The organism is Flavobacteriales bacterium (assembly GCA_016704485.1).
Lineage (GTDB): Bacteria > Bacteroidota > Bacteroidia > Flavobacteriales_F > PHOS-HE28 > PHOS-HE28.
In genome coordinates this window covers 2,157,937-2,184,476 of record JADJAA010000001.1, presented here as the reverse complement: position 1 = coordinate 2,184,476, position 26,540 = coordinate 2,157,937, and the positions used below count along the sequence as shown (strand labels likewise).

17 protein-coding genes are annotated in these 26,540 nt (G+C 50.1%); 7 read left to right on the top strand and 10 right to left on the bottom strand.

Going from position 1 to position 26,540, the window contains the following annotated elements; all coding sequences use genetic code 11:
- Window positions 1-205 precede the first annotated feature (205 nt).
- The 4 genes from alc to IPF95_09270 all read right to left on the bottom strand — a co-directional run bounded on the left by alc (window position 206) and on the right by IPF95_09270 (window position 4,258).
- Window positions 206-1,201: an allantoicase gene (gene alc / locus IPF95_09285; protein ID MBK6474889.1), complete on the bottom strand. Its 996-nt coding sequence runs from the start codon at window positions 1,199-1,201 to the stop codon at window positions 206-208.
- A 9-nt stretch (window positions 1,202-1,210) separates the two neighbouring features.
- Complete coding sequence (locus tag IPF95_09280; protein ID MBK6474888.1) at window positions 1,211-1,597, bottom strand: SMI1/KNR4 family protein; 387 nt, start codon at window positions 1,595-1,597, stop codon at window positions 1,211-1,213.
- Window positions 1,598-1,611: 14 nt separating this feature from the next.
- Complete coding sequence (allB, locus tag IPF95_09275) at window positions 1,612-2,976, bottom strand: allantoinase AllB (GenBank protein MBK6474887.1); 1,365 nt, start codon at window positions 2,974-2,976, stop codon at window positions 1,612-1,614.
- Window positions 2,977-3,070: 94 nt separating this feature from the next.
- The gene (locus IPF95_09270) at window positions 3,071-4,258 is read right to left on the bottom strand and encodes a urate hydroxylase PuuD (GenBank protein MBK6474886.1); all 1,188 of its coding nucleotides are present in this window, start codon (window positions 4,256-4,258) and stop codon (window positions 3,071-3,073) included.
- 527 nt (window positions 4,259-4,785) lie between these two features.
- Here IPF95_09270 and IPF95_09265 point away from each other — a divergent pair.
- The 5 genes from IPF95_09265 to IPF95_09245 all read left to right on the top strand — a co-directional run bounded on the left by IPF95_09265 (window position 4,786) and on the right by IPF95_09245 (window position 13,656).
- Window positions 4,786-5,919: an XdhC family protein gene (locus IPF95_09265; protein ID MBK6474885.1), complete on the top strand. Its 1,134-nt coding sequence runs from the start codon at window positions 4,786-4,788 to the stop codon at window positions 5,917-5,919.
- Between the two features lie 224 nt (window positions 5,920-6,143).
- Entirely contained in the window at window positions 6,144-9,797 is a 3,654-nt protein-coding gene (locus IPF95_09260; protein MBK6474884.1) for a gliding motility-associated C-terminal domain-containing protein, read from the top strand.
- 608 nt (window positions 9,798-10,405) lie between these two features.
- A complete protein-coding gene (locus tag IPF95_09255) occupies window positions 10,406-11,455 on the top strand; it encodes a Fic family protein (GenBank protein MBK6474883.1) in 1,050 nt (349 codons plus the stop codon).
- Between the two features lie 285 nt (window positions 11,456-11,740).
- A complete protein-coding gene (locus IPF95_09250; protein MBK6474882.1) occupies window positions 11,741-12,307 on the top strand; it encodes a hypothetical protein in 567 nt (188 codons plus the stop codon).
- Window positions 12,308-13,218: 911 nt separating this feature from the next.
- Window positions 13,219-13,656: a hypothetical protein gene (locus IPF95_09245; GenBank protein MBK6474881.1), complete on the top strand. Its 438-nt coding sequence runs from the start codon at window positions 13,219-13,221 to the stop codon at window positions 13,654-13,656.
- 291 nt (window positions 13,657-13,947) lie between these two features.
- On the opposite strand, the gene gyrB is transcribed toward IPF95_09245, so the two are convergent.
- From gyrB to IPF95_09230, 3 genes are all read right to left on the bottom strand, one after another.
- Window positions 13,948-15,900, bottom strand: coding sequence for a DNA topoisomerase (ATP-hydrolyzing) subunit B (gene gyrB / locus IPF95_09240; GenBank protein ID MBK6474880.1), 1,953 nt, complete (start codon window positions 15,898-15,900; stop codon window positions 13,948-13,950).
- A gap of 275 nt (window positions 15,901-16,175) precedes the next feature.
- Window positions 16,176-17,894 (bottom strand): hypothetical protein, encoded by a 1,719-nt coding sequence (locus tag IPF95_09235; GenBank protein MBK6474879.1) that lies wholly within the window; start codon window positions 17,892-17,894, stop codon window positions 16,176-16,178.
- Window positions 17,891-21,007, bottom strand: coding sequence for a tetratricopeptide repeat protein (locus IPF95_09230; GenBank protein ID MBK6474878.1), 3,117 nt, complete (start codon window positions 21,005-21,007; stop codon window positions 17,891-17,893). The genes IPF95_09235 and IPF95_09230 overlap by 4 nt, the downstream gene beginning before the upstream one ends.
- Window positions 21,008-21,010: 3 nt before the next feature.
- Between IPF95_09230 and IPF95_09225 the strand changes: the two genes are divergently transcribed.
- The gene (locus tag IPF95_09225) at window positions 21,011-21,154 is read left to right on the top strand and encodes a hypothetical protein (protein MBK6474877.1); all 144 of its coding nucleotides are present in this window, start codon (window positions 21,011-21,013) and stop codon (window positions 21,152-21,154) included.
- A 119-nt stretch (window positions 21,155-21,273) separates the two neighbouring features.
- Window positions 21,274-21,960: an ATP-binding cassette domain-containing protein gene (locus tag IPF95_09220; GenBank protein ID MBK6474876.1), complete on the top strand. Its 687-nt coding sequence runs from the start codon at window positions 21,274-21,276 to the stop codon at window positions 21,958-21,960.
- Window positions 21,961-21,983: 23 nt separating this feature from the next.
- On the opposite strand, the gene IPF95_09215 is transcribed toward IPF95_09220, so the two are convergent.
- The 3 genes from IPF95_09215 to IPF95_09205 all read right to left on the bottom strand — a co-directional run bounded on the left by IPF95_09215 (window position 21,984) and on the right by IPF95_09205 (window position 26,529).
- Complete coding sequence (locus IPF95_09215; protein ID MBK6474875.1) at window positions 21,984-23,078, bottom strand: glycosyltransferase; 1,095 nt, start codon at window positions 23,076-23,078, stop codon at window positions 21,984-21,986.
- 16 nt (window positions 23,079-23,094) lie between these two features.
- Window positions 23,095-24,207, bottom strand: coding sequence for a glycosyltransferase (locus IPF95_09210; GenBank protein MBK6474874.1), 1,113 nt, complete (start codon window positions 24,205-24,207; stop codon window positions 23,095-23,097).
- A gap of 72 nt (window positions 24,208-24,279) precedes the next feature.
- A complete protein-coding gene (locus IPF95_09205) occupies window positions 24,280-26,529 on the bottom strand; it encodes a tail fiber domain-containing protein (GenBank protein ID MBK6474873.1) in 2,250 nt (749 codons plus the stop codon).
- Window positions 26,530-26,540 lie beyond the last annotated feature (11 nt).

Here is a 26,540-nt window from a genome sequence, read left to right as displayed (position 1 = left end):
AGTCACACAGATGGAGAGGGTAAAAGTCGTGAAAAACTGATAAAGTCGTGGTGGATCAGGTTTATGGCGTGGACAGAGGCACCGAGGCAGTAGACCCTGAGCCAAAGAAAATGGAAATGGAAGCTACATCACAACTACAGGTGAACATATGTTCTGATCGTGTGACCCTCTACTTTCTTGGGCTGAGCGAAGTCGAAGTTTCTCATCACGCGATCGTCCCCCATAACCGGATCCTACTTACCCCTCCATCCGGGAAAATATTCAAACGAACATGAGTGACCGGCTCATTACACGAAACCTCTTTCTCGAATTGGTGTTCGTGATGTGCTTGCATTTTCGTCCGTTCGATGATGGTTGACCACTTCGCATTGGCGAGATCATCCGTATCACTGGAGCATCCTTCCAGCGTGAAGGAATCAGGGTAATTCCCTTTGAAGTGTGCCGTGTCGATGAGTGCTTTTTTCAGGATTCCTTTATGTGCCAGGCGTATGATCACCCAGTCGTGGTTGTTCGGTGTACGGTTGCGCTTCGTCTCCCAACCATCACCCATGTTGATGCCACGACCAGGCATCAGCAGGTTGTTCATGTGGCTGAAGAACATATCGTTGCATTGGATGGATAATGCGCCGTTCTGGGCAGACGCAAGGTCGATAAGTTCATCGGCTTTTACTGCTGTCCAATCGCGCTGTACCTCTCCGTAGACGCGGAGACGTGCAACACCGCCGTCCGGATAGATGTGGAGTTTTACGTGGGTGAAAAGGCGATCGGCCGAAGGTGAATGATGCACGGGAACCAAGTGCTGCGACCCAGGGTTCAACACCGTCTTCCCTAGCACTTCCACCCATTCCGCCTTTTCCCAGTTGCCATCGGGTGCGTAGCAAGCATCAATAGTGCAATACTGTGGTTGGTTCCCGAGGAAGTGTGCAGTATCCACATCGAAACCTTTGATCACCCCCGCAGCACCGAGTTGAATGACTGCTTCATCGTGGCCTTCGGTGCGTTTGCGACGACTTTCCCAACCGTCCATCCACTTGCCACGCTCCGTAAATTTCTCCGGAATGAAGATGGCCTTCTCCGGTTTGATCAGGTTCTCCTTCGCGGCGAAGAAATCATCGGTACACCACAGTACTTTTCCTCCGAAGCGTTCTGCTGCGAGGTCTATGAGTTTGGTGAAGTTGGGGGCTTGTGTGTCGTTAGTCATGAATTCTTCCTATTTCAAAATTGATCTCGTCGGAATGAGCTTTCCTGTTTCATGCAACCATACTTGCAAATTCTCAGCGAGCTTGGCGGAACCTGGAAAAGTGGGAATGAATACGAGATGGTCACCTGCGCCATTGGTCGCAATTGCAATTGCCTCGGCTGGGAAGCTCAATGAACTCTTTGCATTCTTCGTTTCCAAGCCTATGTGATTACAGGTTCTGCTCAACCTCTTACTGTCAGACTTGTCCCAAAAAGGAAAGAGTTGCCAAACTTCGCTCGCCACACTTACTTCGCTACCGTTCATCAACATCATCTTCTTTTTGAACGCGTCAGGGAACTGAACTCCTAATTCTCGTTCGGTGTCTTCAATGAATCTTCTTTCGACAGGAAAAGGCATGGACCAGCAGCGTGTTAGTCTTCGCAATCCATCAAAAGCGGTGCGACAATGAGTTGACCAAAACTACCTTTTGTAAAAATCGTCATTCCTCCCAGAACCGTCCGATCCACCACCCCACTCAACGTCATCCCCAAATACGGCGTGAGCTTATGCCGGTGATGGATCTCCTTCACCACAAAACTCGCTTCGGGATCCCAAATAACGAGGTCTGCATCGCAGCCAACTGCAATACGACCTTTGGTCTTCAGACCAACGAGATCAGCAGGTTGTTCGCATAACAAACGTGCAACATCTTCTAATGAAAATCCGCGTTGTTGAGCTCCTGTCCAGAATGCGGGCAATAAGAATTGCAGCCCTGCGATGCCACCCCACGCTTTCATGAAATCTCCACTCGTGGTTTCTTTGATATCCGGCGGTGCGGGGCTGTGGTCGGTTGATACGAGATCGAGCGTTCCATCCTTCAGTGTTTCCCAAAGCAATTCGTTGTTCGCGCGTTCGCGGATCGGTGGGGCGCATTTGTATTCTGTGGCACCATCAGGAATGTGTTCTGCAAAAAAAACCAAGTAATGCGGGCAAGTTTCGGCGGTTATTCGGAGACCACGCTTCTTCGCATCACGGATCAAGGGCAACGCTTCGGCGGAAGAAACGTGTACGATATGGACATGAACATCGAACTCGTCGCTGAGGCGCATCATTAGCGCGACTGCATCGGTTTCCCATTTGGCTGGGCGGGAGGCGAGGTAGTTGGCGTACGAGCGGGCATCGGTGAGACTCCGGGTCAAGCCCGGAGTGACCGTGCCCGTGGTGGATCGTATGTCCTCCAACTCACAATGCACTAACAAGACCGCATCATGTTTCTTTAAGATCGGCAGTGCCCTCCGTAGATCTGCTTCGGTGACATTCGGGAATTCCTCAATGCCGGAATGCGTTAGAAATGCCTTGATGCCGAATACACCGGCACTCAACAATTCATCGAGGTCATCGATGTTGCTTGGAATCACACCGCCGTAGAATCCGCAGTTGACGTGCATCTTTCCCTTGGCGGCTTCAAGCTTCACCTTCAGTGCTGCTGCCGTGGTAGTGACCGGGCTAGCATTCAAGGGCATTTCGATCATAGTTGTGGTGCCTCCAGCAGCTGCGGCTTTCGTGGCAGTTTCAAAGCCTTCCCACTCGGTGCGTCCCGGTTCGTTGATGTGGACGTGTACATCGATCACACCGGGCATGATAACGTTGTCACCGACGCTTTCGAACGGAATTCCCTTGGACTCAACACGGCCTTTCAAGACCTCGGAGATCTTGCCGTTGGCGATGATGACCGTAGCTTCAATTACACCTGTTGGGGTGATCACGCGGGTGCTATGGATCGCTACACTTTCCATGTATGTAGATAAACCACAGAGAGCACAGAGGACACGGATGAGTTGCAATTCTCTGTGCTCTCAGTGTTCTCTGTGGTTGAATTGAGCGTTGTGATCATGGTATTTGAGCGCCCTGCAAGATCCATCGCTTCAACACGATCCGTTCTTCCTCGGTCATGTTCGTTTTGTTGCCTTGGGGCATGGTGTGGGTACGTACAGCGCGGGTCATGATCTTATCCGCCATGGCTTTGATCTGTTCTGGCGTATCGTACATCACGCCGTTGGGTGCGGTGGTCCATTGATCGTCCGTTGGGTTTGCGCTGTGGCATTGCACGCACCGGGCTTGGATAACCACGTTCGCTTCTTCAAAGGTAGTGGGGATCGCGGAATCCAACGTGTCCTCGAATGCTGGGGATATTGCCATGCTCATGATCACCAATGCTAGGATGCTAACTACCAGGACCCATGTGCGTTTGATGCCACGATCCAACAAATTCCAGTAATGTTTTATGCCAGCGCTTGCGACCATGATCACCATCAGGATCCACCAATTACCGCTGTGCCCGAACGTACTTGGGAAGTGATTGCTGAGCATGATGAACACAACCGGTAGCGTGAGGTAGTTGTTGTGCAAGCTGCGCTGTCCAGCCTTCTTGCCAAGCGACGCATCCAACGGCTGGCCGGTCTTTGCCGCACGCACCAACGCTTTCTGACTTGGAATGATAGTGAAGAATACATTGCCCGCCATGATCGTTCCAAGCAATGCACCCACGTGTATGTATGCTGCACGTCCGCTAAGCAAGTGCGTGAGGATGTAGGTTATCACACCCAACACAACCACACCAACTAATGCGAAAAGATCCTGTCGCAACACCAAACGCGATCTGCTCATGGCATCGTAGATCACCCAACCCAAGATCATGGAACCAATACCGATACCGATCGAAGCTGGCGCAGAAAGTGTAGCGATCGTAGGGTCGATCATGAACGCTTTCGCATCGGCGTAGTAGACGATGAACATCAGCGAGAACCCACTCAGCCAAGTGAAATACGCTTCATACTTGAACCAGTGCAGGTGCTTCGGGATCTCCTTCGGTGCGACCTTGAATTTCTCGACGTAGTAGAAACCGCCCCCGTGAATGGCCCAGAGATTACCTGCGAGTTCATCGCGCAGGCCTTCCGTTCGATTCAGGTTGTTCTCTAGGAAGATGAAGTAGAACGAAGCCCCGATCCACATGATGCCCGCGATCACGTGGGTCCAACGTACCGCTAGATTCAACCACTCCATGGCATAACCTTGCATGGGCGTGCCTTGTATGGCGACGAACGCGACATAGAAACCTGCAATGATCAACCCAAAGAATTTCGAAGCTTGTCGCGATGCGATCGCCGTTGATCGCGCATCCTCGACATCGAACTTAGTGGCGGAAGACAGTTCCGGATCAGCGAGCTTATCGTTCAGGACCAATGCCAAGTTCCGGAACCAAAGAAAAAGGAACAGGAACAGCGCAAGCATGATTCCAACGATGAAATTGACCGGACCGGCCGCCAGTTTTTCGCTGAAGCTGAGACCGGGAGGCCCACCCTCTATCGGAGCAGCATTGCTGACCGAATTTACCGGTAACGGATCTGCTGTACCTGCAACGCTTATCCCGGATGTAGCATCAGCATTGATCGCATTCGTATCAGCAACCTCTTGTATTGCCTCTACCACCATCGTATCCGCCAACATCGGTACATCGATAGTATCCTGCGCGAATGCCTCGGCTGCAAGGCAAAGCAGAACTAGGCAAAAGAGATATGCAGCAATGCGTCCCACAGGCAGCGAAGATGGTGGTTTTGGTTTTGTTCTACGACAAAGAAAGATCCCAGTACTTTGAACGCCCTATCGTGAACAAGGAACTTCAATTCTGGAAAAACGCATTGACCGCATTGGAACGCGGCGAGGAATGCATGGTGCTTGTCGTTGTGGAAAGCATCGGCAGTAGCCCTGGGCGTGCAGGTTTCAAAGCATTGGTATCGTCGGCAGGCGAGTTACATGGCTCCATTGGCGGCGGGAGCATGGAACATAAGTTGGTCGAGTTGGCACGGTCGCAACTCAAGACCGCAGGGTCCCTTCGTGCCTCAGAAGAGCCTGCGGAGGTTTGGGAGTCCGCAGGGTCCTCTGCGAGAGACCCGGCGGAGGTTTTACAGCTAAGCGGATCCACCGAGAACGATCCTTTTCTCATGCGCCAGATCCACCGGGCCAACGAACCAACGGACCGTTCAGGAATGATCTGTTCGGGAGAACAAACCATCGGTTTTTATCTGCTGAAACTGTCTCACCAGCCGCTGATCAAGAAGCTGGCAGAGAAGATCGCCACGGGCATTAATGGCACGTTACGATTCGACCACAACGAGATCTCGTTGCTGACCGAGCCGATCAAGCCGGGGCGAGCATTCCTTCAGCCATCTGCAACGGAATGGACCTATATCGAACCGCTTGTTACTCGACCGCGGATCATGATCCTAGGAGCAGGCCACGTAGGCTTAGCGTTAAGCAGGACCATGCACCAACTGGGATTCCATGTGCATCTTATGGATGATCGCGCCGAACTGAACACCATGGCCCAGAACCAATGGGCCCACATCAGCAGCGTGGTTGATTATGCATCCATTGGCGATGTCATTCACAGTGATCCGGAACTATTCGTGGTGTTGGTTTCATTCGGCTACAGGACCGATGATCTATTGGTACGGCAATTGATCCGAAAACCGTTCAAATACCTCGGCATGATGGGGAGCGAAGCGAAGATCAAGACCTTGTTTGTGGGATTACGGAAAGATGGCTTTACAGCGGAAGAGATCGGCCGTGTGAGGGCACCGATCGGTTTGGCCATTGGAAGCAGAACCCCCGAAGAGATCGCGATAAGTATTGCTGCGGAGATCATAAGCGTGCGAAATATGGCAAGCAATCCACTGTAAATCAGTGGATCACTTGATACCATCAGCTCAATTGTCTTGGTTAGGCATCCCATACCCCCGTGATCACGTCATGTATAAACGGTGGTGAACTACGATCTTTGCCGCCATTCAGAAAAAACGTGATCCACGCAAACCAATTCATACATGGCCAGTGCCGTAGTTCCGTGCATCCGACCATGGGTAACAGTCATATGCATCAACGGACTATCAACTGCTTGCGGTCTGTGATCACTAGCCTATTGTTGGCTGTTTTCATTCCGCTGGCGACGAACGTCAATAGCCAAACGATCTTCAGTATCACCGAAGGTTCCATCACTTCGTGTAGTGGTGCGATCGTTGATAGCGGTGGTGAAGGCGGACCCGGATACAGCAATAATGAATACTATGTTGCTACGATCTGCCCGGATTCTCCCGATGTCGGGATCAGCCTATCCTTCATTATCGGCAATTTGAGCACAGCCGGAGTACCGACCGATGAGTTGGTGATCTATGATGGGAATAGCACGGCTGCACCGGTCTTGGGCACCTATACGGGAACGACATTGAGTGGGGCAGTTGCTTTTGCCAGCTATGCGAACCCGACCGGCTGCCTTACGTTGGAATTCACATCGAACAGCATAGGAACTGGATCATTTGCTGCTACGATCACCTGCTTCATTCCTTGTTTACCTCCGACCGCAGTGGCTTCCATGAGCGAAGCTGCGCCTGTTAGGATCTGTCCAGGTGAGTCAATAAATTTCGATGGTTCGGCTTCATCCTCCGCTGGTGGTTTCAACATAGTGAGCTACGAATGGGATTTCGCGGATGGAACAACAGCTACCGGAGCAACGGTGGATCATGCGTTCATGGAAACCGGAGATTATCTGGTGCAGCTGACCCTTGAAGATGACAACGGCTGTAACAATACGAATTTGGTAGACCTACAAGTGTTGGTAGGAACCGAACCAAACTTTGTTGGAACCACAGCCGGACCGACCGTTTGCGAAGGAGGAACCGTTCAGTTGAATGGTGTAGTGAATACGGTCACTTGGACAGGTATTCCGGAAGTGGACCTTGGCGGTGGAGTTGCCCTTCCTGACAATGTGGGCGAAACATTTTCGAGCAGCATCGAGAACACCTATTTGCAGCCGGGAGCCACACTTACGAACATCAATGATATCCAAAGCATCTGTGTGGATATGGAGCATTCGTTCATGGGCGACCTCGTGATCAATATTACCTGCCCGAATGGGCAAAGTGTAATACTGCACCAGCAAGGCGGAGGAGGAACGTTCCTTGGCGAGCCGATCGACATTGACACACAACCGGATGACCAAGGCACCTGTTGGAATTATTGCTGGAATGCCAGTTCACCCAATGGCACATGGGTGGATGCTTCTGCGAATGGGATGACAACTCCTTCCATGGGAGGCAACGCATTAACACCAGGCACCTATGTACCCGTTGGCAACATGAATTCGCTCTTGGGTTGCCCATTGAATGGAACCTGGACCTTGAACATCACGGACCTCTGGGGCTCGGACAATGGGTTTCTGTGCAATTGGGAAATGAACTTCGACCCAAGCCTTTACCCCGACCTTGTTCAATTCACCCCAACGATCGGTAACACTACGGATTCCATTGCTTGGTCCGGCCCCGGTGTTGTGGTGGATCCTTCAAACCCACTGCAAGCAACTGCAACGCCCACCGAACCTGGCGATCAGGATTACACACTGACCGTTACGGATAACTTCGGTTGCACATACGACACGACGATAACCGTGATTGTTACCAATGCACCGCAAGTTGGCGCTACAGTAACATTAGGAGCTACATGCAGCGATCAGGCTCTGTTGGAGGCTGAGATCATCGCCTTCCCACCTGCGTCGAGCACATGCAATTACACGATCGTATTGCATGATACCAATGGAGATGGCTGGACAGGCAACGCAAGTATTACTGTTGTGCATGACACAGAAACGGATGATTTTCCGATGCCCGGCGGTAGCACGCTCACGGCAACATTCTCGGTCACCACAGGTGATGCGATGACCTTATTGTACACTGCAGGTTCATTCAATCAGGACAACTCCTTCGAGGTATTCGACAACTCCGGTGCGTTGGTCTATAGCTCTCCACAAGGCCCCGGTACCGGTACGCTTTGGACCGGCACCGCGAACTGTGGTCCCGGCACAGGCCCACTGGTCTACACGTGGACACCGGCAGGCAGTACGACCCCTGCAACTGGTCAGACGACCACTGCGGCCGTAACCGTTCCAACGGAAGTGGTCGTTACGGTATTTCCGCAGGATGCCCCCTATTGTTCTACCACGGATACGGTCCTGGTAATTCCTCCTTCGTTCTTGGACAATGACAGTATGGTTGTGGATGCGAATTGTTTCGGAGAAGAGGGATCCATTACGATCCTGACCTCTGGGCCAGGTGGGCCGTGGAACTACAGTTGGCAGAATGACCTAGGCAGTGTTATCCAGACTACGCAAGCCTCAGTGGGAGACGCGCTCGAAGCACCAATTGGCACCTTCACCGTGATCGTTACCGAAGGACCAACAGGTAACGGGTGTAGCGATACATTGATCGCGACCATTGCTGAACCACCTTTATTGGAATGGCAGAGCGTGCCTAGCGATACTACGATCTGCGTTACCGGAGATGCTGCTCTGAACGCAACCGCAATTGGTGGTACGGCGCCGGTAAACTTGGTATGGAACAACGGGCTTAGCGGAAATGGAACACAGACCGTTAGTCCGTTGGCCGGCTCGGTCCTGAATGTTGTGGTACAAGCTGTTGATGCGAATGGTTGCACAACGGATAGTGCGATCACAGCCATTACCGTCCTTGACTATCTAACATTCGATGCACTTGTACCGGATACGGAGTGCTACGGTATTCCTGTGCCATACGAAATGATGAACCCTTCGGGTGGCGATGGCAACTATACGTACAATTGGTGGGGTATTGGGATCGGCACCGACCCAACTGCTGTTTTCCTGAACGATAGTACGGGCAACATATGCGTATCGCTGAACGATGGTTGCGAAACGCCACCGGTATCAAATTGTGCCGAGTTGGTGATCCTGCACAGTCCAGATCTGGTGTTAACAGCGGATACAACACTTGGCTGTGCGCCATTGAGCGTCCGTTTCGACATACTGGATACGACGGAAATGGCGCATGTTTCGTGGGACTTCGGAAATGGCTTTGGTCCATTGGACAGTACTAGTGTAACGAATTTGTATACCGTGGGAAGCGTGTACGATGTGGGCGTGAATGTGCTGTGGCCGAATGGTTGTTATACGGATTCCGTGTATGTGGATATGATCGAAATACTCACGGTTCCCGTTGCACATTTTGATTGGTCACCACACCCGCCGACCATTTTGGATCCAGTTGTCGAATTCTACGATGCATCCATTCCGAACGTGGTTGCGTGGGATTGGGACTTCGGCGAGTTCGGAACGAGTACACAACAGGACACGATCATTGAATTTCCGGAAGATATCGGTGGCGACTACCCTGTGCAGCTTGTTGTTTACAATGCTCTTGGATGTTCGGATACGGTCCGGGTCTTAGTGCGTGTAGAGGATGAATTCATCGTTTATGTACCGAATGCCTTCACACCGAACGGTGCAGATGGGAATGAGATATTCCGAGTTGAAGGAAATGACCTTTCACCTGAAGAGTTCAGCTTGATCATTTTCGACCGTTGGGGCGAACAGATCTTCAATACGAACGACATAACCCAAGGATGGGACGGCACACTGGGTGGAAAAGGCGGAGCCATTCTGCCACAAGGAGTGTACGTCTACAAGTTGGAAGTACACGCGTTGAGTTCCACGAACAAGCGGAAGGTCTACGGACACGTAACGCTGTTGCGTTAGTTCGTTTCTAGGCACAGGGTCGCCTTTGGTGGAGGTTTAACTTTTAGCCACATCACTCCAGGCTCATAGTGAGTGTCCATCACCGAGCCATTTCGTTGCGACTTCAAGTGCATTATCCAATGAGCGTCGCAGATCAACGTCTGATGTTGGAATATCCAATTTCTTAGTTGAATAATCCCATACATGTACGAATGAATTTCCATCCGCGTCTGGTTTGTCAACCCATATCTGACACTTTGTTTGATTTCTAGAATTGAGTATCACAGAGCGTATTTGCACATCCTGATTCAATCGGTAAAGGTGAAGACCGTTATCCTTACACCACAATTCGATTATCGGATCAATGCTTGAGTAGTTCACAACCATTTTCACCACCACATCTCGGTTTCAGTACCTTGCCGTTGAAAAGCCATGTTACCAAATTTAATAGCATAATTCGGTCTCCCATAGTCGGCTAAGGCAAACACTATTCCAATGGTCTAGGGAACTTGGTCAAGACCTTCCTACACGGGTCAAAAACACGAATCCTATAATTGGGTGTAAATGGGTGTATCTTTGGGTGTGATATCCGAAACAAATGGGTGTAATTGGGTGTATAATTGGGTATAATGATCGATATTGCTAAGCTTCGCATCACTCCCGAGATTCTTGCACTGATCGCCGGGATCGACGAATTCAAGGGAACTTGGCGTGCGATCGGGACCCTGGCTCCGGAGCGTTTACGGGCGCTTCGAAGAGTGGCTACCATAGAAAGCATCGGATCTTCCACGCGCATTGAAGGTAGTCAGCTTTCCGATGCAGAAGTAGAGCGGATCCTCTCCAACTTGGAAGTAAAGTCCTTTGGCTCCCGAGATGAACAAGAGGTTGCAGGCTATGCTTACGTTATGGAAATGGTGTTCGAGTCCTGGAAGCACATCGACCTAACAGAAAGCCACATTCAGCAATTGCACAGAGACCTTCTTAAATATAGCGAAAAGGACACGCGTCATCGTGGTGCGTATAAGTCCGTGTCCAACAACGTTGTTGCATTTGATGGGGAAGGAAAAGAGGTCGGGGTCGTCTTTGTCACGGCTTCGGTCTTCGACACGCCAAGACTAATGACCGAACTCCTTGAATGGACCAATGAACAATTCGAGCATAGAACGCTTCACCTGTTATTGGTCATCGCGAATTTCATTGTGACCTTTCTTGCAATACATCCTTTCCAAGATGGCAACGGTCGGTTGAGTAGAGCACTTACCACCCTATTATTGCTTCGCTCGGGTTATGCGTATGTACCTTACAGTTCGCTGGAAAGTGTAATCGAGGCCAACAAGGAAAAATATTACCTGGCCTTGCGAAGAACACAGGTCACAATTCGGACCAATGAGCCGGATTGGGAGCCTTGGCTGATCTTCTTCTTAAAGTCGTTATCGAAACAAGTGAGCAACCTAGCAGAAAAGGTAGAACGGGAAAAGATCATAGTCGCTACCATTCCCGAACTTTCCGTACAAATACTTGACCATGTAAAACAACATGGCAGCGTAACCATGGCCGGCATGATCAAGTTGACCGGTAAGAGCCGCAATACCTTAAAAATGCACTTCCGCTCCTTGGTCGCAGATGGCCACTTGAAAGCGCATGGGCAAGGCCGCGGAAGTTGGTACGGTAAGGTGTGATCCGAACCACCGCCAAGTGATTTTTCGAAAGAAGGATCCGGTGCCTTTCTAACACTTGGTTCTTAGCGTATCTTGGCATTGTAACCGCTTAACAACGGCGTACGAACAACCCACTAACCAACGTCAAAACCCTCCACTTCGATTGGCGAAGTTTTGCAAAAATCAGCAACTAGCTTAATACCATTTCGCAACATATCCAACTCGGAGCCAAACCATTAGACAATCCCAAGTCATAACTGTGTATATCATATTGTTACTTACATGATCGTTAGCAGCCATTCAAGAATGAAAAACACTCTCCCTCTCGGTTTACTAATTCTCTGTCTGCAAGGGTGCTACTTTGGCGATAATCCATCGGTATATCATAGGGAACTACCCGGTGGGTTACGCCTCAGCGCAATGTTCAGTATGGAAGAGATGGCACTATTCAAGAAGAGCAGTTCATCGGCCGTGGTCAAAAGTACTATTACCAAAATTGGCTGGACTGATAATTTTGTTATTGCTCAATCACATCCATATCCTCACGGAATTCCGACCGATACAATCGGATCTCGGATAATTTTCAGAGAAATCAAGGACTCGGCCGACATAGCCTACTTCTTGTTCCACCGCAGACAAGATGTTGTCAATATGTATGGCAAATGGCATTTGCGATATCCTTTCGTAGAGCTTAAAACAGATTCAACCACTGACTATAAAGTACTTCCAAAATGGTACATAGTGGACATCAATAATGACTTCCAGGTGTTTGGTACGTACTCCTACGATGAATTCATCGAAAAACGAAGAACCCTTGGCCTTCCTGATACCTTATCCTTCTTTCTTACTTTCCCATTCGAAGAATATAAATGAACGGCTGCTAACAAGGGCTATGCGCAACTTGCCAACGCACAACCTCAACACGCTGCGCATAGCCTGAACGTTAGCGGTCATTTCCAATACACCATCGACGTTTGACAAAATGACGGATGACATCTATGCGATTACCTTTTATCGAGCATTAATAAAGTCATTTGTCATTTGGATATTCTTGATTCTTGCTATCTACATAAGTTTCAGCTTCAGGCTAATTCCTGCGGCTAATAACTCTCGTATTTTAACGATCTCATTCGAACTGATTATATGGACAATAGCCATTATGGGGCTATACATACATTTTGATTATTTGAGGCACTCGATTAGAAAGGAGCTGATCCTTTCCAAAAATGCTATTACGATATTAGACAGACGAACCAAGACTTCCACTGAGATCAAATACGCCGATATTAAGCATATTGAGCATTATGAAAGCATGGGTCCAGCAAGACTTCCTTGGTCGAACCATGAATATTTTTGTGTCGTTGGAATGGATGGACAAGAAATTATAGTTCCTTGCTATATTACTAACCTAATGACATTTCGGACGAACAGATTTGGCATCCAGGCAAGCAATAGGCCATACCGTACATCTAAGCGGTATTTACCAACAATCCGTCATGTCTGAAAAGGAAACGACCGCTAACAACGGCTATACACAACCGCCCACACACAAGCCGACGCATTGGTTGCGCATAGCCTAACCGTAATCGGCAAACCTATAGCGATAGTTCTAACATCAATCGAGAATTACGAAAAGACCTAAAATATTACTTGTGACAATTGTAGTTGTAAGCGGACTCATAGTTCTGTATTTCTTCTGCGGACTGTTTACTCCATACAATTATTTTACAGCAAAATGGGACATTGCACAAAACAGACCGAGAATCTTGCAATATGGAGAGGCAATGAATACAGACGAACAAGCTGTAAAAATTGCAGCAAATTTTGGATTCACCTACGACATTGTCGCTGGCTGTTTGGTGACAACTCCCCTAGTTAATGGTGTTGACATATATAATTCTGTAACGACAAAATATTTGGACAATAAACTTGGCAGCAACTGGAAAAAAAAGTTTGACTTTCAAGTTGACTCTTTGTTTCGTGAGGACAGGGTTGACACAATTCGTAAAACGATTCTTGCTATTGACGAGGTAAAAGAATTAGACAATTATCTTGATTCAGCCTCTAACGGAAAAGAACATTTATTCATCTGGGTTTTGCCACAAGAAAAAAACAATCCCAATGTTAGAGTAAGCAGAAAAATGCCTGACAGTACAATAAGAGTTTTTTATAACTATCAAGTAGACCCATACAGTTTACAAGCATCTTCAATTCAATACTAAATGACAATGTTAGACATCGCCCTTAATAAAATTTGGGTAAACATCTGGACCACATTTATTCGGACGGAAAGAAGGGCAGCCGATAATAGCACCTACCCAAAAGGCGGAGTTTTGTGTTCCAAAGACAGTTTTGTGGTTAATGGTAGTTTAGTTTTTCAATTCAAGTTTTGGGATAAAAGTCCCGCCCTTCGGGTAGCTCCAAAACGTCAGCCCAATCAACAACCCATACCCCAATGAAAAAAGAACCCCAGATCGCTCCAGGGTTCTTTCAGTTTCAGGAAATACGTTGGATCAAACGTCCAGTTTCGCGTAGATCGCGTTCTTCTCAATGAACTCGCGGCGTGGTGGTACTTCATCACCCATTAGCATGCTGAAAACACGGTCGGCCTCTGCACCATTCTCGATGGTTATTTGGCGCAAGGTGCGACGTTCCGGATCCATGGTGGTTTCCCATAGCTGCTCGGCATTCATCTCTCCCAGACCTTTGTAACGCTGTATGCCCACGTGGACATCCTTATCGCCTTTCATGCGTAGCATTTCACGGTCGCGCTCGGCATCGCTCCAGCAATACACGAGTTCCTTTCCTTTTTTGAGAAGGTACAGTGGTGGAGTAGCAATGTAGAGATAGCCTTGTTCGATCAGCGGTTGCATGTGCCGGAAGAAGAAGGTCATGATCAGCGTTTGGATGTGGCTGCCGTCGATGTCAGCGTCGCACATGATCACGATCTTGTGGTAGCGAAGCTTTGTCATGTTCAAAGCCTTGCTATCCTCTTCCGTACCGATGAATACACCAAGTGCCGTGTAGATATTCCGGATCTCTTCGTTCTCGAGGATCTTGTGCTGCATGGCTTTCTCCACGTTCAGGATCTTACCGCGCAGTGGAAGGATCGCTTGGAATTCGCGGTTACGACCTTGTTTGGCCGTACCACCAGCGGAATCTCCTTCCACCATGAAGAGCTCGCTGGCACTGGCATCCTTGCTTTGGCAATCGGCCAATTTACCCGGCAGGCCACCTCCGGAGAAGGCACCTTTGCGTTGTACAAGTTCACGTGCTTTTTTAGCAGCGTGCCGGGCCGTTGCAGCAAGGATCACCTTGTCCACGATCAGCTTTGCATCCTTCGGATTCTCCTCGAGGTAATTCTCGAGCATTTCACTTACCGCCTGGTTCACGGCACCCATCACTTCGCTGTTACCCAGCTTGGTCTTGGTCTGTCCCTCGAATTGAGGCTCTTGCACTTTTACACTGATCACACAAGTAAGACCCTCGCGGAAGTCATCACCAGCGATCTCGAATTTCAGGTTCTTCGTTGCACCTGTGCTTTCCGCGTATTTCTTCAACGTACGCGTAAGTCCGCTGCGGAATCCAGCAAGGTGTGTTCCACCTTCGTGCGTGTTGATGTTGTTCACGTACGAGTGCAGGTTCTCCGCATAGGAATCGTTGTAGACCATGGCGATCTCAACGGGAATATCCTGTTTTTCGCCTTCGATGTGGATCACCGATTCAATGATCGGGTTACGTGTTCCATCCAGGTAACGCACGAACTCAGGCAAGCCCAATTCACTGAAGAATTCCTCGGTGTGGAATGAACCGTCCTCCAACGTCTTCCGCTCGTCGGTCAATCTCAAACGGATCCCTTTGTTCAGGAACGACAATTCACGCAGACGTGTAGCAAGGGTATCGAAGTTATACTCCGTTACCTGAAAGATCGTAAGATCCGGCTGGAACAGAATGATGGTGCCACGCTCGGTGGTCGTACCAACTTCCTTTACCGGGTACTTGGGCTTTCCTTGGCTGTACTCCTGTTGGTACACTTTGCCATCGCGGTGAACTTCTGCAAGGAGCATGCTGCTCAATGCATTCACGCAGCTCACACCAACACCGTGCAAGCCACCGGATACTTTATAGCTGTCCTTATCGAACTTACCACCTGCGTGGAGCACGGTCATAACAACCTCCAACGCGCTACGCCCTTCTTTGGCGTGCATATCCACCGGAATACCACGGCCGTTGTCCTTTACGCGGATGCCGTTGGTCGGTGTGATCTGTACATCGATGGTATCGCAATGACCAGCTAGGGCTTCGTCGATCGAGTTATCTACTACTTCATACACCAGATGATGATATCCTTTTGCGCCGATATCGCCTATGTACATCGCCGGGCGTTTACGCACCGCTTCGAGTCCTTCGAGGACCTGGATACTATCTGCGGAATAACTTGCTGGCGCCTTCTTCTTATCGCTCATTTCTACAACTGTCTCTGACATGGTTCCAAATTGGATCTTGCCGCCTTGTTCAGCGGGCTTGCGAAGATACCCGAAAAAAGCACTCAAAATGAGCTATTTCCCAACAATAGCGGGGGTTTTGTTGATAATTAACGAAGTCAGGAATTTGGTTATTCCGGATGGATTGCTATGGATGGAAAATAGCCTGCGCAAAGGCACCGGTCAAACCACCTTTTTGTTCACGACAAGCTGGCACCAGGTCAGGTGCCAGTAGCCCATGCAGAACGTGTTCCTGCTTAGAACGCGTAGGTTGCTCCAAGTAGCACCATGGAACGTTGCACGGTGTATCTGTGCCAACGTTCGTACTTGCTTGCACTCAGGTTACTCAGATCCAAGAACATACTTAACCGTTTGGTGTATCGGTATTCCACGCCCAAATAAAGGTCCATGTATCCCTTCATATCGAATACACTCGATTCAGGAACGACAGTTGTACGGATCTCCTCTTTGGCTTTCCGCAAGCCCATGAACTGCATCTCGACCTTCAGGATCAGTTTATCGCGTACGTCATAGTTCGCGCCGATCGCAAGTTGGTAGGGAGGAAGGTTCCATGCTTCGGCCTCGACCTCCTGCGTGTAACTGCTTATATCGACCCTTGCGGTCACGCCCAAAGCCTCGCGAGCGTGGTAGTGCAGTTCACCACTGATGTTGAGGACACTGACATCATCGTACAGGATCGATAGTTGATCACCATAGGGCGTATACGGGTTGCTCACGAAGAGCATGCGGTCCTTCACCTTGCTCGCACTCACGCGTGCATCGAAACCAATGCTGTTGCTGAGGCTTCCTCGGATGCCGCCGTAAATATCATACATCTTGCTACTGTTCGCTAGCACTGGCGCACCATTCAACCAAGGGTTGATCCGTGTAACACTGCGGAAACTGTTCCGCTGTTTAGCACCATCCACACCTACGTATGGGATCAGGATATCATCGAACAAATTGTAACTGAGATAGGCCTGCGGGTAAAAGTGAAAGGTGGTCTTTCCAAGTGCATCGACGTACATGCCCACACCCACTTTCACCACGTACTTATCTCCTTTCGTACTCACGTTCGGCATCAACCCGACCAATGTTCCGCTTTGCCGCACGTCGGTGAATTGCATGGTACTATCGATGTAACGATGCGCTTTGTATGCGTTGTTATCGATCAACAACCCAACACCATAGGTCTCCTTGCCATAAACGGTAGAGAGGTCCGTATTGATCTTTACGTTGGTCTCTGAACTACCGGTCAGGTTGCTGTATGCATGGACCTCAAGCCCTACATCGTGCGCGATCTTGCTGCTATCACCGTAAAGCGATCGCACGCGTCCACCAAAACCGATGTCGTTGTACACTTGTTTCACTTGGTCATTTGCAGGTGGTGGTGAAATATTGATGACCTCGGCAATGCTGTCGGTTCGTTCGTAACCATAGTAGCTCACCCTGCGGCGATCGTACATCAAACGCACGCTCACTTCATGTTTCGGCAAGTTGTGTTTGTAGAACCCATCGATGTTGTTGAAGCTGTATTCACTAGGCCCAACATCATCCAGACCACCGTTACTGCTGAAGTGTTTCATGTGGATCCCGTAACCGTTGGTCTTGCTACGCGTTTGGTCATAGAAAACCTCGCCCAGTGGTGTGGTGTATAAACCGAATCCACCTTTAACGAAACCCTTGTACAAGCGCTCGTTCGAACCGAGCACGCTCAGCTTTGCCGCAGCGATGCTGTCCACACGTGCGGGTACTTCGCCCTTCACGTTCAGCACTTCATAACGCACAGGTAAGGTCGGCAGGATCGTAGCGATCGGTTCCGGACGTACATCAACCTTCTCGGCATCGATCAACGTAGGGCTATAGATACCCTGGATCTCATACTGGCTTGTGGGTTCAGTTCCTTGCCCGAACGCCAAGGAGCAGGTCAGAAGCGCGGTCACAAGAATTGAATAGTGCTTGCTCGTGATCATCATTTTCCGTCGTTGGTATTAGGCATTGGCACTTCGATCTCCTCTTGTTGCTCCGGCTGAATGGACTTCGCTTCGCCGGAATTGATAACATCCAAGCGTTGTTGGGCTTGTGCCACAAGATCGGACTCCGTGCAGTTGTTGATCACGCTTTGCAGTGTCGCTTTTGCTTGGAACATATCCTTCAGTTGCACATACACATCGCCCAACAAGATGAACGACCTTGCTTTCCAGTGATCGTAGCTCGGATACTTCTTCACGAGATCGAACACCTCTTTCTCGGCATCGCTGTATCGAGCCTGAAGAAAACGGACATAGGCCATGTTGTACTTCGCCTCCGCACCCAGCATATTGCTGCTGTTCGAGGTTACCGCTTTGAAGCGCGTATATGCTCCATCGAGATCGTCCTTATCCAGCAACCCTTTTGCTGCGATCAGACCTGCTTCTGCGCGTAGATCCGCATTCGCATCATTGTTCGCCGCTACCTTATCAGCAGCTTTGGCTGCATCGGCGTGGCGGTTCAATTCCAACAAACAACGCATGCGGCCCACCTGCGCTGCAAGCACATTCAGCGGAGAGCTTGCTACGCTTTCCAACTTGGTGTAATAATCGAGTGCGCCTTCGTAGCGTCTTTCATTGTAACGGATCTCGCTGGCACCACTAAGCGCATTCTCCATGAACTGGGTCCCGTTACGTTCCACCACCTTTTCCAGATCAGGCAACGCCTCCGCGAACTTGCCTGCTTTGTACAAGCAATCGCCTCGGTAGAAATATGAATTCACGGCATACGCACCATTGGGGTATTTCACCAGGTAATCGCCCAATGCACCGATCGCTTCAGGACATTTTCCTGCGGTGTACAACGCTTCAGCGCTTCGGTAATACTTGGTATCGAGATCCAATGTGGCCATATCCACGAAGCCCAGCGTCTTCACATAAGCCTCGTACTCGGCCACCCTACCCTGCTCTACATAGATCGCTTCGATAGCGCCCAATGCTTCGCGCGATTCATCCACGGTATTGTACTTGGCCACGATCGCCTTGAACTCATCCAAGGCTTCTTGGGTCTTGCCTTGCCGTTTGTGGATCAGTGCCAATTGCAACATGCTTTGGCGCACGTTGGGGCTGTTCGGATGCTCGTTCACCACCGCACCGTAGTAGGTCGCGGCATTCGCATCCTGTTCCATGTTGATGTACGTTTCACCGAGCTGGAACTTCGCATCCGGTGCATAACGCGAATTCGGTTTTTCGCTGAGCAGTGCTTTCAACGTTGCCACCTTTTCGGCAGAGTTACCAAGCAGACCTTGGCATACCCCTTTCTGGTACTGGGCATAGTCACGGCTATCCGTTCCGGTGCGCATCGCATCGTCGTAGGCTTTCACTGCGAGGTCATTCTGCTTGTTCACGAAGTAGCAATCGCCGATCCGCAGCATGGCATCAGCTCGTTGTTTTGCATCACCCTTTCCTGTGGCGGTGAATCTTCGGAAGGCGGTACTGGCCTCATTGTAATCCTTCATTTTGAAGAACGTGTAACCCATACCGTATCCTGCGAGTTCATACATGTCGGTGGCATACGCACCGGCAGTGTTCCGCAGATCATCGTATTTGCGCAATGCAGCAGGTAGGTCGCCATCGCCGTAGTACGACTCGGCCATCCAGAAATTTGCTTTCGCGTTCACGCTTTGATCCACAGGATACTTCAGCGCACGCTCAAAGAACAACGCAGCACTCTTGAATTTGCGTCCTTCATAAAGCTCAACACCCCGGTCGAAGGCCAAGCGTTGATAGGCTTCCTGCAAGCGCAGGTCCTTGTTCTGGATCTCATCGAGAGACTCCAGTGCGGCCTCGTAGTTCTTGGTCTTCAAGTAAACGTTCAGAAGGAACTCATAGGCTTCATCACGCCGAACGGTATTGGGATATACTTTCAAATAATTCCGCAATGCGGTTATTGCTTCGTGATACGGATCGAAGCTCAGTTCGTAGGCTAACTTCGCATAGTTGAACAATGCGTCTTCGGCGACCTTGGGATCATTGCCCATGTCATACGCCTTCTTGAACGCGTTCCGAGCGTAGTTCTTCTCGTTCAGTTTCAGGTAACAATCGGCCATGTGGTAGGCGGCCAGTTGTGCAAGGCTATCCGTTCCATTAGCCACCAGATTGAATTCGTTCAACGCTTTGCGGTAATCTTCTGTGCGGTAATACGTGTAACCGAGGATGTACCGATCACCGATCTCCACCCCGACACGCTGCGAACTTTTCTCCAAGTACGGCAATGCTTCGGCATATTTACCCGTGCGGTAATTTGCTTCACCGGCCAAACGATTGATCTGTGTTTCTCTTCGGTTGTTGGTGCCATCGTTCAACATGGGCTCCACGTAGGCATTCAGTTCATCATACTTTCCTTGTAGGAATAAGATCTCTGCGATGTAGGAAGGAACGACCTTCCCGAAATTCTCGTCGTTCTCCAATTTCTTGAATCCGATCAATGCGGTTTCGTGGTTTCCTTTTTCATAGTTGATGTGCGCGGTGTAGTAGGTGGCCGGTGCTTTGTACACTCCGCTATCATTGGCAACAATACTTAATTCAGCAAGTGCGAGGTCCTTCTCTTCTTCCTGGAAATAGGAGTAACCACGTTTGAACCGGAATTCATCGAGTTCCGAAGGCTTCAGATCGAAACGATCGATCCTTTCACTCCATGCAAGTGCTTCCTTCCATTTTTTCCGAGAGAAGGCGTGTTTGAACAACTCCAGACGAACGGTTCCAACATGAAGATCTTCCGGATGGTTCTCGATAAAGGCCAGCAGACGATTGCCTGCATCGCCATTGAACAGGCGCACAGCACAAATTGCCGCTAGATATTCGGCTTCGGTACGGGTAGCATCGTGCCGGTCCGTGATCCGTTCGATGACGCGTTCCAGTTCATACTGTGCCGCACCATACTTCGCCTTATCGAAAAGCTCTTGGGCGTGCGCCAGATCTGCATTCTGGTTCGCATAATGCGCTGGTCGCTGGGCAAGTAGCGCGCTCGGAGCAAGCAACAGAACCACCGCAGTGATCAACGCACAGCGCAGGATGCCCTTCGTGCAGCTCTTTGGGGAGTGAATTGGATGGATCTTCATCAAGTGGTCAAAGTTCTTTGGAACGTTGGCGGGATACGGCTGGCCGGGGTTCTACTTATCCACGCGGAGGTGTTCGATCTAGGGTGGAAAGTGAATGGAACGCAGATAACGCTGAAAGTGATGATGAAAGCAGATAGAGAACACTAGCGCACCCATTCGCTAGGTCATTTCGGGCTACGACCTCAACACCCTATTAACAACACGTGAAAAACAAAACACTTACTCATGAACGTGGAACGGGTAAATAAATTACAACCTTTGTCACCATGTCCAGTGAACCGATCATCCTTCTTCATGGTGTGCGCATTTTCCAGCGCGAGAACCTGATCTTGAACAACGTGGATTTCACCGTGCAGAAAGGTGAGTTCCTTTATTTGATCGGCAGGACCGGCTCCGGGAAAAGCAGTTTAATGCGCACGCTTTACGGCGATCTACCCTTGAAAGAAGGTGAAGGTCATTGCTGCGGATTCGACCTGAGCAAGCTGAAACGCAAGCAGATCCCGTTCCTTCGACGCAAGATCGGGATCGTGTTCCAGGATTTTCAGTTGCTGACCGATCGCACGGTGAACGATAACCTGCTGTTCGTTCTGAAGGCAACGGGTTGGAGTGAAAAGAGCCGCATGGACGAACGCGTTCAACAGGTCCTGGAAAAAGTGGGCCTGGCGAACAAAGGCTACAAAATGCCCCATGAGCTTTCTGGTGGTGAGCAGCAGCGCGTAAGCATTGCCCGTGCTTTGTTGAACGATCCGGAATTGATCCTTGCCGATGAGCCCACGGGCAACTTGGATCCCGAAACGACCGAGGAGATCCTTGATCTGCTCTTCGAGATCAGCCGCAGCGGCAGGAGTGTGATCATGGCCACGCACGACTACACGCACATGAAGAAGATCAACACCCGCGTGGTACGGAGCGAGGATGGAAAATTGTTGGAGTTGAGCGCTGTGGGAGCTTAGTATTCGTGTCCCATTTCGGGTTCCTACTTGAGCAACCCGACGATCACCTCAGCGTTCCGCTTGTTACAGAACCGATCACCCAGCACTTGCACCCTTCGTTCCAATGCTTGGCCATTGGCCGGTTTGGACATGCAGGCCAGAATGCTGGTGCGCATCGTTGCAGCGCTATCGTGTACATGGCAAAGTTCAGCAAGGCCTGTACCTTCAACCATTGGGGTATTGCAAACAACGTGGCGCCCGGTGTACAAGCAGAGCAGTAACTTCAGTTTGATCCCAGTCGCTTGAAAAGTGGGTAGCACATTGACCTGTGCTTTGCTCACCAGTCGATGGATCTCTTGCGTACCAATGTTCGCTCGCAACGAAACGTTCTTAGATCGTGCGATCTCCTTCTTCAACTCACTGCTCGCATCACTTCCGGCAATCACCAATTTCACAGGTAGGTCCTTGAACACTTGACGGACCAGGAACAATGCAGCCTGATCATTCTCCGCAACGCCAAGCGCTCCGTGGTAGAATGCGAAGTCACCGACCCCATCAGGCACATCCACCTTATCGCTTGCATGGAAAGCAGGCAAGTGCGTTACATGATTGAAATGACCTTCGAAATACGCTTGATCCTTCGGAGAAATGGCTAAAATGTGATCGGCTTCGCTCAACACCAATTCGAACTTTTGCAGTTTACGCGCTTCGTTGATGAAGTAGGTCCGTCGGAATGCATTTCCCTCTGCTTTGGCCAATGCTGCATAATAATCGTGTTCCACATTGTGCGCACGGACCAAACGTGTGCGCCCGAGCAACCGTGGATCACCCAAATAATAGCAAGTATGCAAACCCTCGAACAGGATGGGATGATCATCTTTCAGCAAGCGCGTTAGCAACGCCTCACTTCTGCGGCTGGTAACTACGAAGGGCAGATTGCTCAGCAACTGGTACTTCCCTTGTCGGCGCGAGTAGTAATGGACTTCGGTGCAGAGTTCCTTCAGGTCCTTGGCCCGCTCTCTGCCATACTCAAAACAATGCAGATGAACCTTCACGCCAAGTTCCGCAAGTGCTTTAACCTTGTAGTAGACATCGATGACCCCGCCATAGCTGGGCGGCGACGGAATGTCGAAACTCACGATATGAATGTGCTGATCAGCCAAATTGGAAAAGCGCTTTCAACGCTTCCGTTTCACGTTCGCCATTCAGCGAATTGGCCGCGAAAATAGAGTTTTGGCGCAATGCCTTGCGACGAACTTCATCACCGATCAATGTTCGTACTGCCCCTACGATAAGGTCGGGTTCCGGAGCGGGGAGAACAATACCTGCATCATACCGTCTCACAATTGCCGCAACCTCAGGCAGATCCGTAGCAAGAACAGGAATGTGGGCGCGGAAATAATCGAACAACTTATTCGGCAGGCTAAAACGATAGTTCAGGTTGGTATCCTTATCCAGCGATAAGCCGAGATCCGCATTCCGGGTGTATTGCATCATCTGCTCATAAGGCATGCGCGTGATCAGGCGCACACGTTCCTGCAACCCTTCCGCAGCAACCATCTTCTGCAGCACGGGCCAAGCATCTCCCCCACCCACGAGCAGCAACAGGGCATCGGGGAGTTCTTTCATGGCCAACACAGCTTCTTCCGCACCGCGCTGCACATTGATCCCACTGCCTTGCATGATCAAAATGAAATTATCCGCTGGCAGCCCAAGATCCGACCTGGAAGGCAACGGCCCAAGATCGCGGTGCATGGGGATATTGCGCACCACTGCCGGTCGTATGCCATACCGTTCCTTGTAAGCATCGGCAATGCTATCGTTCACGGTTACCACATGCTTCAGTTTCGGAAAGATCCAACGCTCAATGCCCAGCCAGACGCGCCTTACGCCGGGCCTCTCCACCAGCTCCGGGACCTCAGTAAAGTACTCGTGGCTGTCGTAAACTAGCTGCTTGCTGCGTAACCGAGCTACCAAGTAGTTCGCCAGCAAGGTATCGAGGTCATTCGCTACTAGCAGATCGCTTTTTTCGCGCAGTAAAAGCCAGAACAGCCGCAGGTTGTATTCGGCATAGAACAGCGCTCCTTTGCTGAAGAACAAGCGCATTCGCCGCGTTGCATACGGCCTTTCCAACGGCGCACTACCCGGCAAAACACGACCTACAAGCAATACGTCATACCCCAACTCCCGCAATACGGTGCAGGTACGGTGTACCCGGTTGTCGGTACTCAGGTCATTGGTAACAGCGACAATGGCGCGGCGAGGCATGGGTGCAAAGGAACGGCCCGGGGCGTTATGCTGCGGGCCGTTCGTTTTGCGCTACGTCACTTTCTCGCTATACTATCGCAGGATCTTCACAACACGTTTGGTTATGGGCTTAGCGTCAACCAACAACGTAATGTAGTACACACCAGGTGCTAGATCACCGGTTGCCCACTCGTATTGGTAATTGCCTGCCTCCAAGCTAGCCTCTTGCAGCACTTGCAATTGCTTGCCATCTGCACTGTTAGCGACTAACTGCATGCGACCACCCTGATCCAATTGGTAGAAAATAGTGGTTTGCGTTTCGAATGGATTCGGAGCAATACGGAGGTAACGGTCATTTGAGTTCAACGTTTTTTCATCGATCTCTACACCACCATTCTGAATTGCACCATGAGATGCGCAGCAATTTGCAACACTCTGCTCCATTGCATCCAACCGATCCATGACCTGCTGCAACTGATCATTCAGTGCATCATTGGTGGCTTCTGCATCGGCGAGTTGTTGCTGCTGTTCTTGGAACGCGGCTACGAGGTAGGGCGTCAAACCACTCAAATTAACCGCTTTAAAAGGAATGGCTGCATAGATCTCATTACCTACACTATCCACCATTGCTGGTTGAGATGTTTGCATCACCATTTCTGGAAATACAGTTTCCAACTCTTGCGCCAAGAATCCATATTGTTGCTCTTGAGGCAGACCCATACTTGGGTATTGATCAACATTGAAAACATACGTTTTCGGGTTCAATTGCAACAGCCTTTCAGAGGCGCTTTCAATATCCTCGATGTTGGACTTCAGGCTCTCGTCCGATGATGTCCAATTCCCTCCCGGTGTATAAGTCCGGCCCGGAAAAAATCCAGCCCAATCGTCTGATCCTTGACCAGGACCCCAACCATACACACTGTAACGTTTTGTGCCTTTTCGAGCCCAACCAAGAACGCCATAGGAATTCGCAACCGTTCCTGTACTATTTGCCTCGGCATATACACCATAAGTAGACGTAGCGCTACCGGAGCCTATAACCGCAGCATGTAAACCCCATGCATTCGTTATTGTGCTACCTTCAGTATTAACTAAGCCTCTAATTCCATACGCTCTTGTTAGCGTCCCACTAACAGGTGCAGTCGCTTTACCTGATACACCAATAATTTCTGTTGATGCACCACCGGTTGGCTGGGCTGTGATCTCAGCGGTTATCCCGGTGCCACCGGTTTCTAGACCTGTTACAACCGATCTGATCCCAGTTACAGTACCCATGCTTGAACCAGATACTGGTTCCACCACGGTATTAATGCCATACGTTGTACCAGCTGAGTTCCCGAGATAATTCACCATCAAACCTCCGCTAAAGCTCGCATCCGCAGCCGAATGTTTTACATGGAGCTTATATAGTGGGTTCCAAATACCAATACCTACACCACGATCTTCTTGCGGACAACCTGGATTACTTGGATATGCGGTAGCAACATTTGAATTTGTTCCTGCGCCACCCGGAAGTGTCCACTCACAGCCACCCAGAAAGTCGCTAGCCGGACGGTGCTCGATCAAACCGGTTGTCATATCCACCGTCACTACCTCGTCGCTTTCACTATCTGCGTCGCTAGGTAGTTGCCGAATTCGCACTTTACCAGTGCCAACATCCAAACGATCGAGGGGTTCACCAGCTATCGCATTGAAATTACCAATACCGACATTCACATCATCATTACTTACTGCGGTTAGGCGCATGCCTTCTAGGCCCTCTTGGCTATCTGCACCTCCAGTGGAACTGCCATTGAGTTCACTGGTGAACAACAAGCTGATATGATCCGGAGCTGTGTCGCCATCCCGCTTGGCCACTTGGATCACAAGGTCGGTGTAGCTCTGGCCGTCTTCCTTTAAGCCTACATAACCCATAGTTCCGCCGCCTGTGTACGTGGTGCCTGTTTGCGCCCAGTCGCGGTAAGCATCTTCATAATCACTGTTAGTGGCCGCAGCCAAATGCTCCAAGCTGAATGGGCCAGGCGCACCGCTGGTGTAGAACGCATCAACATCGGGGCTGTGCAGGATGAAACCATCAGCAACCACGCTACTACCTCCTACTGTGTAGGTGGCATCTGGCAATAATGCGAAACGTTTTACGTCGTTCGTAAACATTTCAATCTCTAACTCCGGAATGGTCTTGAGTTTTAAAGACTCAGTCGCGTCGATGTTGCAACCAACGTAGTTCACTGGATCGGTAACAGGGTTACCTGGTCCGGGAGCGCCTTCGTGCCAATCTTGAGCAAAGCAACTCAGCGTGACAAAGGTTAGGCCGCACACTAAGGCAAGTTTTAAATGTTTCATTGTTCGGTTCA

Coding starts and splice junctions, on each gene's coding strand:
- alc (MBK6474889.1), bottom strand. CDS start 1,201: ATGACTAACGACACACAAGCCCCCAACTTCACCAAACTCATAGACCTC.
- IPF95_09280 (MBK6474888.1), bottom strand. CDS start 1,597: ATGCCTTTTCCTGTCGAAAGAAGATTCATTGAAGACACCGAACGAGAA.
- allB (MBK6474887.1), bottom strand. CDS start 2,976: ATGGAAAGTGTAGCGATCCATAGCACCCGCGTGATCACCCCAACAGGT.
- IPF95_09270 (MBK6474886.1), bottom strand. CDS start 4,258: ATGCAAGGTTATGCCATGGAGTGGTTGAATCTAGCGGTACGTTGGACC.
- IPF95_09265 (MBK6474885.1), top strand. CDS start 4,786: ATGGTGGTTTTGGTTTTGTTCTACGACAAAGAAAGATCCCAGTACTTT.
- IPF95_09255 (MBK6474883.1), top strand. CDS start 10,406: ATGATCGATATTGCTAAGCTTCGCATCACTCCCGAGATTCTTGCACTG.
- IPF95_09250 (MBK6474882.1), top strand. CDS start 11,741: ATGAAAAACACTCTCCCTCTCGGTTTACTAATTCTCTGTCTGCAAGGG.
- IPF95_09245 (MBK6474881.1), top strand. CDS start 13,219: ATGAATACAGACGAACAAGCTGTAAAAATTGCAGCAAATTTTGGATTC.
- gyrB (MBK6474880.1), bottom strand. CDS start 15,900: ATGAGCGATAAGAAGAAGGCGCCAGCAAGTTATTCCGCAGATAGTATC.
- IPF95_09235 (MBK6474879.1), bottom strand. CDS start 17,894: ATGATGATCACGAGCAAGCACTATTCAATTCTTGTGACCGCGCTTCTG.
- IPF95_09230 (MBK6474878.1), bottom strand. CDS start 21,007: ATGAAGATCCATCCAATTCACTCCCCAAAGAGCTGCACGAAGGGCATC.
- IPF95_09220 (MBK6474876.1), top strand. CDS start 21,274: ATGTCCAGTGAACCGATCATCCTTCTTCATGGTGTGCGCATTTTCCAG.
- IPF95_09210 (MBK6474874.1), bottom strand. CDS start 24,207: ATGCCTCGCCGCGCCATTGTCGCTGTTACCAATGACCTGAGTACCGAC.
- IPF95_09205 (MBK6474873.1), bottom strand. CDS start 26,529: ATGAAACATTTAAAACTTGCCTTAGTGTGCGGCCTAACCTTTGTCACG.